Source organism: Pseudomonas sp. 5Vm1k (assembly GCF_056161485.1).
Genome location: NZ_JBSPCZ010000008.1, coordinates 130,077 through 145,434 on the forward strand (window position 1 = coordinate 130,077; position 15,358 = coordinate 145,434).

At 58.7% G+C, this 15,358-nt stretch carries 16 protein-coding genes; 6 read left to right on the forward strand and 10 right to left on the reverse strand.

Going from position 1 to position 15,358, the window contains the following annotated elements:
• The first annotated feature begins 34 nt into the window (after nucleotides 1–34).
• A complete protein-coding gene (locus ACWIKB_RS17455; RefSeq protein ID WP_475268419.1) occupies nucleotides 35–517 on the forward strand; it encodes an N-acetyltransferase family protein in 483 nt (160 codons plus the stop codon).
• Here the strand turns inward: ACWIKB_RS17455 and msrA are convergent.
• From msrA to msrB, 3 genes are read right to left on the reverse strand one after another with little or no spacing between them, the layout of a single operon-like run.
• Complete coding sequence (msrA, locus tag ACWIKB_RS17460; RefSeq protein ID WP_475268421.1) at nucleotides 512–1,219, reverse strand: peptide-methionine (S)-S-oxide reductase MsrA; 708 nt, start codon at nucleotides 1,217–1,219, stop codon at nucleotides 512–514. The two genes, ACWIKB_RS17455 and msrA, sit on opposite strands and share 6 nt — an antisense overlap.
• A 31-nt stretch (nucleotides 1,220–1,250) precedes the next feature.
• Complete coding sequence (locus tag ACWIKB_RS17465) at nucleotides 1,251–3,014, reverse strand: cytochrome c biogenesis protein DipZ (RefSeq protein ID WP_475268423.1); 1,764 nt, start codon at nucleotides 3,012–3,014, stop codon at nucleotides 1,251–1,253.
• A 43-nt stretch (nucleotides 3,015–3,057) separates the two neighbouring features.
• On the reverse strand, nucleotides 3,058–3,576 hold the full coding sequence (msrB, locus tag ACWIKB_RS17470) for a peptide-methionine (R)-S-oxide reductase MsrB (protein ID WP_475268424.1): 519 nt from the start codon (nucleotides 3,574–3,576) through the stop codon (nucleotides 3,058–3,060).
• A 151-nt stretch (nucleotides 3,577–3,727) separates the two neighbouring features.
• On the opposite strand from msrB, the gene ACWIKB_RS17475 reads away from it, so the two are divergent.
• The 4 genes from ACWIKB_RS17475 to ACWIKB_RS17490 all read left to right on the forward strand — a co-directional run bounded on the left by ACWIKB_RS17475 (nucleotide 3,728) and on the right by ACWIKB_RS17490 (nucleotide 7,448).
• Nucleotides 3,728–4,444, forward strand: a complete 717-nt coding sequence (locus ACWIKB_RS17475; protein ID WP_054045482.1) for a response regulator transcription factor — start codon at nucleotides 3,728–3,730, stop codon at nucleotides 4,442–4,444.
• Nucleotides 4,441–5,958 (forward strand): sensor histidine kinase, encoded by a 1,518-nt coding sequence (locus tag ACWIKB_RS17480; RefSeq protein ID WP_475268425.1) that lies wholly within the window; start codon nucleotides 4,441–4,443, stop codon nucleotides 5,956–5,958. Before ACWIKB_RS17475 ends, ACWIKB_RS17480 begins: the two co-directional genes overlap by 4 nt.
• 52 nt (nucleotides 5,959–6,010) lie before the next feature.
• The gene (locus ACWIKB_RS17485; RefSeq protein WP_475268426.1) at nucleotides 6,011–6,514 is read left to right on the forward strand and encodes a DUF6622 family protein; all 504 of its coding nucleotides are present in this window, start codon (nucleotides 6,011–6,013) and stop codon (nucleotides 6,512–6,514) included.
• A gap of 229 nt (nucleotides 6,515–6,743) precedes the next feature.
• Entirely contained in the window at nucleotides 6,744–7,448 is a 705-nt protein-coding gene (locus ACWIKB_RS17490; RefSeq protein ID WP_475268427.1) for a hypothetical protein, read from the forward strand.
• A 75-nt stretch (nucleotides 7,449–7,523) separates the two neighbouring features.
• Here the strand turns inward: ACWIKB_RS17490 and ACWIKB_RS17495 are convergent, their stop codons facing one another.
• Both ACWIKB_RS17495 and ACWIKB_RS17500 read right to left on the reverse strand, forming a co-directional pair.
• Nucleotides 7,524–8,015, reverse strand: coding sequence for a RidA family protein (locus ACWIKB_RS17495; RefSeq protein WP_475268428.1), 492 nt, complete (start codon nucleotides 8,013–8,015; stop codon nucleotides 7,524–7,526).
• A gap of 138 nt (nucleotides 8,016–8,153) precedes the next feature.
• A complete protein-coding gene (locus ACWIKB_RS17500; protein ID WP_475268429.1) occupies nucleotides 8,154–8,648 on the reverse strand; it encodes a RidA family protein in 495 nt (164 codons plus the stop codon).
• Nucleotides 8,649–8,770: 122 nt separating this feature from the next.
• Between ACWIKB_RS17500 and ACWIKB_RS17505 the strand changes: the two genes are divergently transcribed.
• A complete protein-coding gene (locus tag ACWIKB_RS17505) occupies nucleotides 8,771–10,180 on the forward strand; it encodes an aminotransferase-like domain-containing protein (RefSeq protein ID WP_475268430.1) in 1,410 nt (469 codons plus the stop codon).
• Nucleotides 10,181–10,369: 189 nt separating this feature from the next.
• Here ACWIKB_RS17505 and cyoE read toward each other — a convergent pair whose 3' ends face one another.
• From cyoE to cyoA, 5 genes are read right to left on the reverse strand one after another with little or no spacing between them, the layout of a single operon-like run.
• Nucleotides 10,370–11,257: a heme o synthase gene (cyoE, locus tag ACWIKB_RS17510; protein WP_475268431.1), complete on the reverse strand. Its 888-nt coding sequence runs from the start codon at nucleotides 11,255–11,257 to the stop codon at nucleotides 10,370–10,372.
• A gap of 11 nt (nucleotides 11,258–11,268) precedes the next feature.
• Nucleotides 11,269–11,616: a cytochrome o ubiquinol oxidase subunit IV gene (gene cyoD / locus ACWIKB_RS17515; protein WP_475268432.1), complete on the reverse strand. Its 348-nt coding sequence runs from the start codon at nucleotides 11,614–11,616 to the stop codon at nucleotides 11,269–11,271.
• Nucleotides 11,616–12,242, reverse strand: coding sequence for a cytochrome o ubiquinol oxidase subunit III (locus tag ACWIKB_RS17520; protein ID WP_054613570.1), 627 nt, complete (start codon nucleotides 12,240–12,242; stop codon nucleotides 11,616–11,618). The genes cyoD and ACWIKB_RS17520 overlap by 1 nt, the downstream gene beginning before the upstream one ends.
• Before the next feature lie 3 nt (nucleotides 12,243–12,245).
• Complete coding sequence (gene cyoB / locus ACWIKB_RS17525; RefSeq protein ID WP_213938522.1) at nucleotides 12,246–14,276, reverse strand: cytochrome o ubiquinol oxidase subunit I; 2,031 nt, start codon at nucleotides 14,274–14,276, stop codon at nucleotides 12,246–12,248.
• A gap of 3 nt (nucleotides 14,277–14,279) precedes the next feature.
• The gene (gene cyoA, locus ACWIKB_RS17530) at nucleotides 14,280–15,224 is read right to left on the reverse strand and encodes a ubiquinol oxidase subunit II (protein ID WP_475268433.1); all 945 of its coding nucleotides are present in this window, start codon (nucleotides 15,222–15,224) and stop codon (nucleotides 14,280–14,282) included.
• Nucleotides 15,225–15,358 lie beyond the last annotated feature (134 nt).

Here is a 15,358-nt window from a genome sequence, read left to right on the forward strand (position 1 = left end):
ATTCATTGAAGTAAACAAACGCCAAGGAAAGCCTATGACCTCCTCTCCTCTGTATCGCCGGGCCACACCGGACGATCTTCTCGCCATTTGCGAACTGGGCCAGCAACTCAATAGCCTGCACCACCGAGAACGGCCGGACATCTATGCGCCGGCCACCGAAGATTTTGCGCGGGACAGCGCCCACTGGCAGCCGTACCTCGACGGCGAGCATCAAGTGACTTTTCTCGCCGAGCAGGCTGGCAAAGCGATTGGTTTCATCACCGTGCAAGTCACTTCGTTCAGCAGTCCGCTGATTCAGCATCAACAGGTGGGCCGGGTGGGCTCAGTCTGTGTTGATGACAATGCTCGAGGTCAAGGCGTTGGGCGTGCGCTGATGGAGCGCGCCCAAGCCTGGGCTATCGAACAAGGTGCCACGGATCTTCGGCTCACCGTTTGGGCCTTCAACGCTCCGGCACTTCGGCTGTACGAGGAACTGGGCTATGAAATGCGCGCCTTCGAAATGGGCAAACGCTTATGACCCCGCTTTCACCAATACCGCTTTCTCCTGATACCGGTCCGGATACAGCTGCTTCAACTGCGCCACTTTCGGCATATCGTTGATCACGATGTACGGATACGTCGGGTGCTCCGTCAGGAAGTCCTGGTGGTAGTCCTCGGCCGGGTAGAAGCCGTTGTAGGTTTCCAGTTTGGTCACGATGGGTTTGCTGAACAAATGCGCGGCGTCGAGCTGGGCGATGTAGGCCTGGGCGACGCGTTGTTGTTCCTTGTTTTCCGGAAAGATCGCCGAGCGATATTGAGTACCGCTGTCAGGCCCCTGACGGTTGAGTTCCGTGGGGTTATGGGCCACCGAAAAGTAAATTTGCAGCAAGGTGCCGTAGGTGACTTGAGTCGGGTCGAAGGTGACTTCAACAGATTCCGCATGCCCAGTATCGCCCTCGCTGACCTTCTCGTATTCAGCGGTATTGGCCGCACCACCGGCATAACCGGACACGGCTTTCTTCACGCCTTTGACATGCTGAAACACACCCTGAACGCCCCAGAAACAACCGCCGGCGAAGACTGCAGTTTCGCTGTGGGCCTGAGTGGTTTCGTCAACAGTCGGTGGCGGGATGACCACGGCGTCTTCAGAGGTGCCGAAGGAGAACGCCGAGCATTGGCCGATAACGCTGGCTGCCGCCAGGCCCAGCAAGGTACGGCGCCAGGTGAAGAGAGTTTTCATGGGGCTGACTCCTTGGAAAATGGGATGGTTATCAACCAAACGTAAAGGCGTATGCCGAGACGCCCGGGTCGAGAAACTCGATGCTGAACGTGCGGTCCGTGACATCGCCGGACTGGCGCACCAACTGATACAAGCGTTGTTCGGTCACGCTGCCGCTGCCGTCGGGAGCGACGTCAGTGCCGTGAGCATCGGCCGGTGCCTTACCGTCAATCAGCACTTTGAAGCGCACTGGTTTGCCATCGGTTCCTGGCCCCAAGACCAGATGCAGATCACGGGCATGGAAGCGGTAGACAATGCGGCTGGCCGGCGCGCTGGCCGTAGCTCGCTCCGACCCGACATTCCACTGGCCGCCCAGGCTCCAGTTATTCAGAGCCAATTGGGACGGTGGGGTGTAAGTCGCCACTTTGTCAGCCACGAAACTTTTTTCCGGGACGAAGTTCTCCGCACGCTGATAGCCGACATAGGTTTCCGGTGACTGGACTTCGCTCATATCCGGGGCGAGTTGCACGCCCTCGGCGCTGGCATTGATCAGACCGTCCGCGACCTTGGTTGCCCCTGCTTCCTTCAGCAATTGCTGAATCACCCGCTCCGACTCGGCGTACTCGCCTTCGCCAAAGTGGTGATAACGAATACGCCCCTGGGCATCGGCAAAGTAATGCGCCGGCCAGTACTCGTTGTTGAACGCACGCCAGATCTTGTAATCGTTATCGATGGCCACCGGATAATTGATGCCCAGGTCTTTCATGGCTTTGGTGACATTGCCGACATTGCGTTCGAAGGCAAACTCCGGTGCATGCACGCCGATCACCACTAGGCCCTGATCACGGTATTTTTCGGCCCAGGCTTTCACATACGGCAGGGTGCGCAGGCAGTTGATGCAGGAGTAAGTCCAGAAATCCACCAACACGACCTTGCCCTTCAGCGCCTCGGCGGTGAGCGGTGGCGAGTTGAGCCATTGCACGGCGCCGTCCAGCGGCGGGAGATTGCCTTCAACGGGCAGCGTGCCTGGGGTTTTGTCAGCCACTTGCATTGCACCGCCAGCAGCCGGAATCGGCTCGCTGTTACTCGGTGATTTACCGGCCAGTCGTCCAACCAGCGCTTGTTCGATGCCACCGGTGGAAGCCGTCGAAACCCGCGCCAGAATCCCGGTGTCCAGCCCCAGCGCAATCGCTGCCACGCCGGCCAGCATCATCGCGCCAAGCCCCTTGCGCACCCACTCGCCAGCGCCGATCGAACGTTTCATCGCCGCGAACACCTTACCGCCCAGCAACAGCGCCACGGCCAGGGACGTCGCTGCACCGGCGGCGTATGCCAGCAGCAACAAAGTGGTCCCGATACTCGCCCCTTGCAGCGCCGCACCGGTCAGCACCAGCCCGAGAATCGGCCCGGCGCACGGCGCCCACAGAAGGCCCGTGGCAACGCCGATGAGGAACGAAGCACCGGGACGCGGCCGGGAATCGGCACCCGCGACTTCCGACAACCGACTGCCCGCCGCGACCAGCGGACGGGTCAAACGGTCAGCCAGTTTTGGCAGCAACAGTGTCAGGCCAAACAGCGCGACGAACACCAATGCGAGCCAGCGACCGTACTGATTGAGTTGCACCACCCAACCGCCGCCCACCGCCGCCAACGTGGCGACCAGCGCGAAGGTCATCGCCATCCCCACCAACAGCGGCAAGCCACTTTTCACAAACGGTTGCCCGGTGCGTGCAAAGACGAACGGCAATACCGGCAGGATGCATGGGCTGACAATCGTCAGCACACCACCGAGATAAGAGAGAACCAGAAGCCACATAGTGTCGACCTGCATCAAGTGAGAGAAAGTAAGTGCCTTCGGATCAAGCCGTCTGGGGTTTGAAGGTCATCGCCAGGCCATTCATGCAGTAGCGTAGGCCAGTCGGTTTGGGTCCATCGTCAAAGACATGGCCCAGGTGCCCGCCACAACGCCGACAGTGAACCTCTTCGCGCAACACGCCAAATGAGCGGTCCTGACGCGTGGCCACAGCCTTGTCCAGCGGCGCCCAGAAACTCGGCCAACCGGTGCGGCTGTCGAACTTGGTGTCCGATGAAAACAACGCCAGATCACACCCGGCGCAGGCAAACGTGCCCGCCCGGTGCTCGTTGTTCAGCGGGCTGCTATACGCCCGTTCGGTGCCTTCCTCACGCAGGATTTCGTACTGTTCGGCGCTGAGCAGGGTGTGCCATTCGCTGTCGGTGTGCGTCACTTCGAAAACCTGCGCCGCGCTGGCCTCGCTGATCAGTGCAGAACTCGCCGCAAATTTTGGCAATACACCGATCACCAGGGCTGCAGCCCCTAGCCCGCCGCTCGTTAGAAGAAATTGTCTGCGTGAAAACATGGCCGTCTCCAAAATTCCAGGTGCCTGTCATGGAACACAGCCTAGGCTTGGGTTGATCGCCAAATCCTCACGGGGAGTTAAACAATTCGTGATAACTCCACCCGAGGAAAACCCGCACAATGTGCCCATTCGCAGCAAAGGATTGAGCTTTATGGAACAGACCAAACGCGTCCTGGTGGTCGAGGACGACCTGCATATCGCCGACCTTATCTGCCTGCATCTACGCGATGAGCAGTTCGAGGTGGTGCATTGCGCCGACGGGGACGAAGGCATGCGCCTGTTGCAGCAAGGAAGCTGGGACGCGCTGATCCTCGACCTGATGCTGCCCGGTGTCGATGGCCTGGAAATCTGCAAACGCGCCCGCGCCATGGCTCGCTACACCCCAATCATCATCACCAGTGCGCGCTCCAGCGAACTGCACCGCATCCTGGGTCTGGAGCTGGGGGCCGACGATTACCTGGCCAAGCCGTTTTCCATGCTGGAGCTGGTGGCGCGGGTCAAGGCGTTACTGCGACGGGTCGACGCCATGGCCCGCAACCTGAAGATGGACGCCGGCAGCCTGATCCTCGACGGCCTGTCCATCGACCCGATCACCCGCGAAGTGTCCCTCGATGGCCGGCGCCTCGACCTGACGCCGCGGGAGTTCGACTTGCTGTATTTCTTCGCCCGCCAGCCGGGCAAGGTGTTTTCGCGCATGGACCTGCTCAACGCCGTGTGGGGCTATAGCCACGAAGGCTACGAGCACACGGTCAACACCCACATCAATCGCCTGCGGGCCAAGATCGAAACCGATCCGGCACAACCGGTGCGCATCCTCACCGTGTGGGGACGCGGTTACAAATTCGCGGCATCCGAGGACCAGCCATGAGAATGACCCTGTCTCAGCGCCTGTCCCTGGTGTTCGCCGTGTTGCTGCTGGTGTGCTGCGGCACCTCGGCATGGATGCAGGTGCGCTCCAACCAGATGCATGAGCTGGAAGTGGTGCAAGGGTTGTCCCGGGACCTGGCCCAGCACATCGCCCACGACACCGTGCTGATGGACGCTAAGGGCCTGATGCCGAATGCCGTGCGCGATCTGTTCAGCCAATTGATGCTGGTCAACCCGAGCGTCGAGGTCTATCTGCTCGACAGCCAGGGCCGCATTGTCGGCAGTGCCGCGCCGGAAGGACGGATACGTCGCAATCAAGTCGATCTGCAGCCGATCCAGCGCTTGCTCAAGGGCGACGCTCTGCCGATTCTCGGAGATGACCCGCGCAGCGTCGATGGCCGCAAGGTATTCAGCGCCGCGCCGTTGCAGGTCGATGGCAAACCCGCCGGTTATCTGTATGTAGTGCTGCTCAGCGAAGAACATGACCGCTACGCCGAACGCGGTGCTACCAGCGCGGCGCTGAATACGGCCCTGCTGTCCATCGGATTGGTGGCGCTGTTGTGCCTGATCGCCGGCCTCACAGCCTTTGCCCTGATCACCCGGCCGTTGCGGCGCCTGACCGAAACCGTCAGCCAGTTCGATATCGATGGTGTGCCGGTCACGCCGCCGACCTCGGCCCCGGTGGAAAAAGCCGCCAGCCACGATGAAATTGCCGTCCTCGACGCCGCGTTCCGGCAGATGCAAACCCGCCTCAGTGAACAATGGCGTTCGCTGACGCGCCAGGATCAGGAACGTCGGGAACTGGTGGCAAACATTTCCCACGACCTGCGCACACCGCTTGCCTCGCTGCACGGCTACCTGGAAACCCTGTCGCTCAAGGACGCCACGCTCTCCCCCGCCGACCGCCGCCGCTACCTGGGCATCGCCCTGGACCAAAGCCGCAAAGTCGGTGGCCTGGCACAATCGCTGTTGGAACTGGTGCGGCTGGAACATGGTTTTGTGCAACCGGTGCTGGAGCGCTTCTCCGTGACCGACCTGGTGCAGGACATCTTCCAGAAGTTCGAACTCACCGCCGAAGCGCGTCAGGTGGAACTCAAGGCGACTTTCGCCTCCAACGTTTCCGCCGCTTGCGCCGACCTGGGGCTGATCGAACGGGTGCTGACCAACCTGTTCGACAATGCCCTGCGCCATACCCCTCAGGGCGGCGAAATCGAACTCAGCCTGCGCCCTCAAGGCTCGTTCGTCGAAGTGACCATCAGCGATACCGGCCCCGGCATCGCCGCCGAACTGCGCGAAGGGCTGTTCCTGCGGCCATTCAACATTGGCGGTGCACGGCGCGATGGCGGGCTGGGACTGCGAATCGTGCATCGCATCCTGCAACTGCATGGCCGTGATATCCAGTTGATCGATGTGCCGGGACGCGGTGCAACCTTTCGCTTCACGTTACCCGTGGACGAGCAAACGGCCGAGCAAGGAGTGGTTCGCTCGATGAATCTGAATTCACCGGGGAAATAGTCGAGCGCTACCGCTATGATCCCGGCACCCATTTCGGCAAGGACGCTGCGCAATGTTGAACACCCTGCAAAACACCCCATTGTGGGTTTACGGAGTACTTCTGCTGCTGTGTTACTACGGCTTCAAAGCTCTGTCCCCGACACGGGAAAGCAAAACGTCATTGCTGGTTACGCCACCGATTTTGTTGGCGTGGTCGCTGTATTCGCTGAACCTCACGCTCAACCCACCGTTGTCGTTGACCTGCTGGTTAGTCGCCGTCCTGATCGGCAGCCTGGCCGCGCTGTTGATCTTTTCACGCAAGGGCATCGAGCGGGATGATTCGCATACCGGGTTGATCCTGCCGGGTTCAATCAAGACGCTGGCGCTCTACCTGCTGTTTTTTGCGGTGAACTATTACTTCGGCTATCAGGCAGCAGTGGAGCCCGAATTGTCGGCAACGCTGCAGATGGTGTTGTACAAGGCGTGTGCGTCAGGCTTTGCCAGCGGGTTGTTCTGCGGGCGCTCGCTCAAGCTGTACCGGATTTTCCAATCCCTGAAGCCAATGACAACCGCGTAGGAGCTGCCGAAGGCTGCGATCTTTTGATCTTGATCTTTGTCGGAGCCGAAGGTGCTGAAGATCAAAAGATCACAGCCTTCGGCATCTCCTACGGGTTGGTAGGCATCCAAATAGACCCGCTCGCCTGTTGGGCCGTGACAACGTCGCCTCGGTCCAATAGATTAGGCGGCCTGAAAAGGCCTGGCGCTTTTTCGCCTCAATTCAAGTTAAAAGAAGTAGTGAAATTTCAATGTCCGATTCCAACACCGCTGAATCCGTAGTCACCTTGTCGTCCAAAGCGGAATACGAAAACTCCATCAATCTTTCACAGCACGTGCCCCAGGCCAAGACCATCAGCGAGATGGTGCTGGACGCTTTCCAGTCTACCCGGGAAAGCGACCAGATCCGCGAGCTGCGCGCCGCGATTCGCCAGGCTCACGACGGCTTCGACGACGATAAAGCCTACGAACTGATGGGCGAACTCAAGCAACTCAAGGATGCCGAAGCCTCCGACATTGCTGCCTTGGAAGACCTCAGCAGCAAATTCCCGATCAGCCGTATCCTGTCCAGCTTCAAGGACGACCCGGCGTTTCAGGAAATCGTCTACGGCCTGGCGCTGAAAGTGCTGAACCAGACGCATCAAGCCATCAGCAACCCGAGCAGCGGCAAGAGCAAGGCTGCTCGCGCGAAGAAAGAAGTCGAAGTGTTCACCATCAGCAAGGATGGCGTGAACGTCACCCTGCCGCTGCGCACGCCTCGCTCGCGCCTGAACGTTGACCGTGAAGCCCTGGAATTCCTCGGGTTCACTTTTGTCGGCGAAGGTGAAGAAGCGGAGCTGGAAAGCGAAACCTTCCTCGACAATGCCGGGACGGAACAAGCGGTCAACCGCAAGAACATCATCACTGCGCTGCAGCAGCAAACCGCATTTGACGGTTACAGCATCGCCGCACAGTAAAACGCCTCACCGTTACTGCTAAAACCAAAAGCCCCGTCCTGAAACTCAGTGCGGGGCTTTTTATTGTCTGCAACATCACGTTGCAGGGCGCAACGCCGCGATCATATCCAGTTGGACCGCCGCGTTGTTCGGCAGTTGATAAACCCCAATCGTCGTTCGAGTATGTTTTCCCGCATCGCCCAGCACATGCCTGAAGACATCCGACGCACCATTGGCCACTTCGCTCAGGTCAACAAAGTCCGCCGTGGACTTTACATAAACGGTGACGCGCAACAGCGACTTGATTTTGTCCAGCGAGCCGACGGCATCGACAATCAACGCCAAACCACGCATTGCACAAATGCTGGCGGCGGTTTGAGCATCGGCCAGGGTCAGCTCAAGGCCAACTCTGCCGGGGTACTGAACCTTGCCATGTACACGCGGCACCAAGCCGCTGACATACAGCTCATTGTCATTGCGAATCAGCGGCGCGTAATGCCAATCGGCGGTGCTCTCACCGTAAATGTCGTAGCCGAGTTCCGATGCCAGGGCGATGTAGCGTTCATCGCAGGTCATATGTTCAGTCATTTCCCTCCCAAACTCCTTTATCCATCCATCAATAATCCCTGACTTCAAGATTAGACCAAGGCGCCTTCTCGCCACGCATTTGAATGAAAAAGCCCCGCGCATCTTTCGAAGGCGGGGCTTTTGAATACGTGACGCGTTTTACAACACCGATGGATGCAATGCCGCGATCAAATCTACTTCGACTGGGGCATTTTTCGGCAACTGATAAACACCGACGGTGGTTCGGGTATGTTTACCGGCGTCGCCCAGCACATGGGTAAACACATCCGATGCACCGTTGGCCACTTCACTGAGATCGACGAAATCAAAGGTGGATTTCACATAGACCGTTATACGAATCAATGACTTGATTTCATCCAGTGTACCGACGGCATCCATGATCAGTGCCAGCGCGCGTATGGCGCTGATGCTGGCAGCGGCTTGAGCATCCGCCAGGTTGAGTTCGAGCCCTACTCGGCCGGGGTACTGAATTTTGCCGTTCATCCGTGGCACCAGACCACTGACATATAGCTCATCGTCATGCCGGATCAGCGGGGCGTAATGGCCGCCGGCGGAGTTCTCGTCATAGATGTCGAAGCCATGCTCCTTGGCCAGCTCGATAAAGCGTTCGTCACGGGTGGTTGGCTTGTTCATTGACTGCACCTTCTAGATCAATCATGCGAAACACGCCGTCGAGGGTAGACACAGACGCTTGCCGTGAGCAGAGCAAGTTCGTATAGAATCCAGCGAACTTTACTGCCAGGGAGACCAGTAAAATGCAGGCTCAACGTGCGGTCATTGCCGCTATCGAGCTCCAATCAGGCGTGCCGCTGGTGCAGCAGATCGTCGATCAACTGTCGGTCGCCATCAGCCAGGGTGGCCTGCCCCACGGCGCCAAGCTGCCACCGATTCGCGAACTCGCCGAGCTGCTGAATGTGGGCAAGTCCACGGTGGTCGAGGCCCTCGATCACTTGCGCGCCAAGGGTCTGGTGGTTTCACGCCAGGGCTCGGGGCATTACGTGCACCGCTCCAGCACCTCGATCCCGACCGCAGTCGGCCCCGACCTGCAACCCCAGGACACCCTTAGCGTCGTGCGCCGCGCCGTGCTGCTGGACAACGGCGCCTTGCGCCCCGGCTGCGGATTCCTGCCCTCCTTCTGGCTACCCGCCGAAGAACTGCTCAAAGCCGTGCGCGGCACCCTGCGCGCCACGGCCCTGCGCATGGGCGAGTACGGCGTTGTTGGCGGTTACCTGCCACTGCGTCAGGCGTTGCGGGTCAAGCTGTCGACCTTCGGCATCGACGTGCCGGTGGAACAGATCATCACCACCTCCAACACCATGCAGGCCATCGACCTGCTGATGCGCCTGCTGATAAAACCCGGCGACACCGTGCTGCTCGACGATCCGTGCTACTTCAACATGCACACCAACCTCGCGCTGCATGGTGCCAAGGTCATCACCATCCGCCGGGATTGCGACGGCCTGGACCTCGATGCCTTCGAGCAACAACTGATCGCCCACAAGCCCGTGCTCTACATGACCAACAGCACGCTGCATAACCCGACCGGGCACTCGTTCTCCCCCGCTCAGGCTTATCGGATACTGGAATTGAGCCATCGGTATGGTTTCCACATTGTCGAAGACGATTTGTATGGCGACCTGCAGCAACGCCGAACACCGCGCCTGGCGGCGAGCGGGTTGGAGAATGTGAGTTACGTGTCCGGGTTCTCCAAGACCCTGACGGCCAACAGCCGAGTGAGCTATGCCGTGCTGTCGCCACCACTGGCGGCACGGCTGATCACCCTGAAAATGGCCTGTGGCGGCGTAACCTCGGAGTTTGCCGAGCAGATTACTTGCACGATGCTCAGCAATGGGAGCTATGCCAAACATACGCGGCGGACGGTGGATAGGTTGTATGAATCGAGTAGCCGGGTGGCGCGTTGGTTGGTGGAGGCGGGTTGCTCCGTATCCTCCCTGCCCGGTGAAGGGCTGTTTATCTGGACGCGTTTGCCGGAAGGCCTGCACGCCGAAACCCTGGCCCGCAAAGGGCTTGAAAACGACCTCGTGCTAGCGCCCGGCACCTTGCTCAGCAAAGCCCCCGATGCCAGCCAGTTTTTGCGATTCAACGTGGCGCACAGTGATAACGCCCAGGTTCGCGAGCGGTTTTTTCGGTTGCTTGATCGCTGAGTTTTCCTGATACATCGCGGCGCGGCCTTCGCGAGCAAGCCCGCTCCCACACTGAATGGGGACTATCGCCGAACTCCTGTGGGAGCGGGCTTGCTCGCGAACGAGGCAACACGGTCCACCTGAATCACACCCAATAAAAAACCCCGCTCCTCTTTCGAGGGCGGGGTTTTTCAGTTCAGCAACTAAACCTTAAGGCGCATAAGTCAGCAACAGCTCACTCGGCACTTTGAAGTCCAGCGACATCATCACGCTCAACGCGGTAATGGTGAAGATCGAGAACACGAACAACTTGCGTGCCCAGACCGTGTCATCCACTGCCTTGTAGCCGGTCCAGGCCATGTACAACCAGTACATGCCCATGGCCGCGGCGACGGCGAGGTAGCTCATGCCGGCGTAGCCGCTGAAGGTCAACATCAAGGTCGCGACCAGGAATGCCAGGATGTAGAGCAGGATGTGCTTCTTGGCGACCTCAATCCCGCGCTTCACTGGCAGCACCGGAATCGATGCGGCCAGGTAATCGTTGAAGCGGAAGATCGCGATGGCGTAGGAATGCGGCATCTGCCACAGGCTGAACATCACCAGCAGGGTCAGCGCGGCCATGTCGAAGCTGTTCGTCACGGCGACGTAGCCGATCACCGGCGGCATGGCGCCCGACAGACTGCCCACCAGCGTGCCGTGAACCGACTTGCGCTTGAGGTACAGGCTGTAGAAGCCGACGTAGATGACAAAACCGATCACTGCGAACAGCGCGGCCAGCGGATTAGCCACCTTGTACAACAGCGCAACGCCGGCGATACCCAGGACGGTCGCGTAGACCAGGGCCAGTTTCAGGGAGATCAAGCCCTGGACCAGCACCCGGTTCTTGGTGCGTTCCATCTTCAGGTCGATGTCGCGGTCGATGCAGTTGTTGAACACGCAACCGGAAGCCACCACCAGGGACGTGCCGATCATGGCGGCCAGGAAGATGGCCAGATCGACATGCCCTTTCGAGGCCAGGAAAAATCCGCCTGCCACAGAAAGCACGTTACCGAAAATGATCCCCGGTTTGGTGATTTGGATAAAGTGCTTAAAGGACATCCGGACTTTCCTCAGTGCGCCATCATGACGGTGTGGATGCTGAACATGATCCACAGCGACAAGCCAACCAGCAGGACGATCACCATCGCAGCGAACACAAACGCAATCACGTTGTTACGCTGGGCGGCGGAGCGGTCCAGGTGGAGGAAGTACACCAGGTGAACCAACACCTGGATCACTGCGAAGGCCAGTACGATCCACAGCGTCCAGACTTTCGGCAGCGATGGGTACATCACCAGGCCGAACGGAATGATCGTCAGGATTACCGACAGGATGAAGCCGATGGCGTAGGACTTTACGCTGCCATGGCTATCGTCGTGGCTGTCGTGGCCATGATTTGAGTGAGCTGCATTAGCCATTACAGGGTCCCCATCAGGTAAACAACGGTGAATACGCAGATCCACACCACGTCCAGGAAGTGCCAGAACAGGCTCAGGCAGCTCAGGCGGGTCTTGTTGGTCGACGTCAGGCCGTGCTTGTTGACCTGATACATCATGATCGCCATCCAGATCAGACCGCTGGTCACGTGCAGACCGTGGGTGCCGACCAGGGTGAAGAACCCGGACAGGAAGCCGCTGCGGCTAGGGCCGAAGCCTTCGGAGATCAGCTTGTGGAACTCGTTGATCTCCATGCCGATGAAGCCCAGGCCGAACAGGAAGGTGATGGCCAACCAGCCCAACACTGCCTTCTTGTTGCCCTTGAACAACGCCAGCATGGCGAAGCCGTAGGTGATCGAGCTGAGCAACAGGCAGGCGGTTTCGCCCAGCACGTATGGCAGCTCGAAGATGTCGTGGCCCGACGGGCCACCCGCTACGTTGTTAACCAGTACCGCGTACACCGCGAAGATCGACGCAAACAAAATGCAGTCGGTCATCAGGTAGAGCCAGAAACCGAATACGGTCATCTCGCCCGAGTCGTGGTGATGGTCATCGTGCCCATGTTCATCGACATGGGTGTGTCCAGCATTGGTCACTAAGTTCGACATGGTTTAAGCCTGTTCCAACGAGGTTTCAACACGGGTGGCGCCAGCAGGGACTTTCCCGGCTGCTACCAGACGCTTGTGCTGCTCGGCTTCGATGCGCTCGATCACGTCGACCGGCACCATATAGCCCTGGTCATCACGGGCAGCATGGATAACGAAGTAGATCACGGTACCGGCGAGGCCGAAGATGGCCATCCACCAGATGTGCCAGATCATCGCGAAACCGAACACGGTCAACAGAGCACCCATGACCAGACCGGTCGCGGTGTTGTTTGGCATGTGGATCGGCTCGTACTTGACCGGAGTCTGGTACGCAGTACCGTTTTCCTTGGCTTCAGTGAACGGGTCAATGCCTGGCGCTTTCGGCAGTACGGCGAAGTTGTAGAACGGCGGTGGCGAAGAGGTCGACCATTCCAGGGTATGGGCATTCCACGGATCGCCGTGTTCGCACATGTTCTCTGGCTTCTTGCGGTCACGCACACTGACGTACAGCTGGATCAACTGGCAGGCAATACCGACGGCGATCATGACCGCGCCGAACATTGCTACGTGCAGGTAAGGCACCCACTCAGGGTTGGTAGTGGCGTTCAGACGACGGGTCATGCCCATGAAGCCCAGTGCATAGAGCGGCATGAACGCGACGAAGAAGCCCGAGATCCAGAACCAGAACGCTGCCTTGCCCCAACCTTCGTGCAGCTTGAAGCCGAACGCTTTAGGGAAGAAGAAAGCGAAACCAGCGATGTAGCCAAATACTGCGCCGCCGATGATCACGTTGTGGAAGTGAGCGATCACGAACAGGCTGTTGTGCAGCACAAAGTCAGCACCCGGGATGGCCAGCAGTACGCCGGTCATGCCGCCGATGGCGAAGGTCACCATGAAGCCCAGGGTCCAGAGAACCTGGCTGGTGAACTGCAGACGACCGCGATAGATGGTGAACAGCCAGTTGAATAGCTTCACCCCCGTCGGAATCGAGATCAGCATCGTCGCCAGACCGAAGAAGGCGTTAACGCTAGCACCCGAACCCATGGTGAAGAAGTGGTGCAGCCAAACCATGAAGCCCAGGATCGAGATCGCGCCAGAGGCGTAGATCATCGAGTGATGGCCGAACAGACGCTTGCCGGAGAAGGTCGAGATGACTTCAGAGAAGACCCCGAACGCCGGCAGAATCAGGATGTAAACCTCGGGGTGACCCCAGGCCCAGAACAGGTTGACGTACATCATTGGATTGCCACCAAGTTCATTGGTGAAAATGTGGAAATCCATGTAACGGTCAAGCGTCAGCAGTGCCAGGGTAGCGGTCAGAATCGGGAACGAAGCGACGATCAGAACGTTGGCCCAGGTGCAGGTCCAGGTAAAGATCGGCATGTCCATCATCTTCATGCCAGGTGTACGCATTTTCAGCACGGTGGCCAGGAAGTTGACCCCCGTCAGTGTCGTACCTAGCCCGGACAGTTGTAATGCCCAGATGTAGTAGTCAACGCCAACGCCCGGGCTGTAGCCCAGTTCCGACAGCGGCGGATACGCAACCCAACCGGTACGGGCGAATTCGCCGACACCCAGGGACACGTTCACCAGCACGACGCCGGAGACCAGCAGCCAGAAGCTCAGGGAGTTCAGGAACGGGTAGGCAACGTCACGCGCGCCGATCTGCAGCGGCACTGCAAGGTTCATCAGGCCGGTGAAGAATGGCATCGCCATGAAGATGATCATGATCACACCGTGAGCGGTGAAGATCTGGTCATAGTGTTCAGGCGGCAGGTAGCCAGGCGAACCCTCGGTGGCCAGGGCCAGCTGGGAACGCATCATGATGGCGTCGGCAAAGCCGCGCAGCAGCATGACCATGGCAACGATGATGTACATCACGCCGATTTTCTTGTGGTCGACCGACGTCAGCCACTCGGTCCACAGGTAGGTCCACTTCTTGAAATAGGTGATCAGCCCGAATACCGCCAGACCACCGAGCGCGATCATGGCGATGGTAATCATCACGATCGGTTCGTGGAACGGGACCGCTTCCCAACTTAATTTACCAAACATCGTTTACTCCTCTGCCCCGGCAGCTGAATGCGAACTCATGTCCATCCCTTCCATGGCGGCCATTTCGTGCTCTTTACCTTCGTGGTGCATTGGCTGACCTGGTTTCATGCCTTCGTACTTGTCGACGATGATCTGGAACAGGTTTGGCGTGAACGAGGAGTAGAGCTCGACTGGGTTGTTCTGGCTTGGTTTGGAAAGGGCTTCGTATTCAGCTTTTTCCAGCTGTTTAGGTGCCTTCTTGACATCACTGACCCAGGCATCGAAATCCGCCTGGGAAGTGGCGATAGCTTTGAACTTCATGCCGGTGAAACCCGCGCCGCTGTAGTTGGCGGAGATACCGTCGAATTCAGCGTTCTGGTTGGCAATCAGGTGCAGCTTGGTTTCCATGCCCGCCATCGCGTAGATCTGGCCACCCAGGCCCGGGATGAAGAACGAGTTCATCACGGTGTCGGAGGTGATTTTGAAATTAATTGGCGTGTTGGCCGGGAACACCAGTTTGTTAACGGTGGCGATGCCTTGTTCCGGGTAGATGAACAGCCATTTCCAGTCCATGGAGACCACTTCAACGGTGATCGGCTTGACGTCGGATTCCAGCGGCTTGTACGGGTCCAGTGCGTGGGTCGACTTGTAGGTCACGTAACCCAGGGCAATGATGATCAGGACCGGAACAGCCCACACCGCGATTTCAATCTTGGTGGAGTGCGACCACTTAGGCGCGTAGACCGCGTCCGGGTTGGAAGCGCGATATTTCCAGGCGAACAGGAACGTCATGACGATGACCGGCACAACGACCAACAGCATCAGCAGCGTTGCGGTGATGATCAGGTTTCGCTCATCCAGGCCGACCTGGCCCTTGGGGTCGAGCAAGGTCATGTTGCAGCCTGACAGCAGCAACGTGCCGAGCAGCGGCAATAAGCCTAGTAGTCTGGGGTACCTGTTTTTACTCATCTCACGACCTCTAAAGCAGCTTGCGCAATGCAGTTGGGTTTTGATCGCCAACACTTCACCCTGCCAAGGGTTGGCATTTTTCTTGGATTGAATAAGGGCTGCCCGTCGCGCGTCAGACGCTGTTCGACAAATCC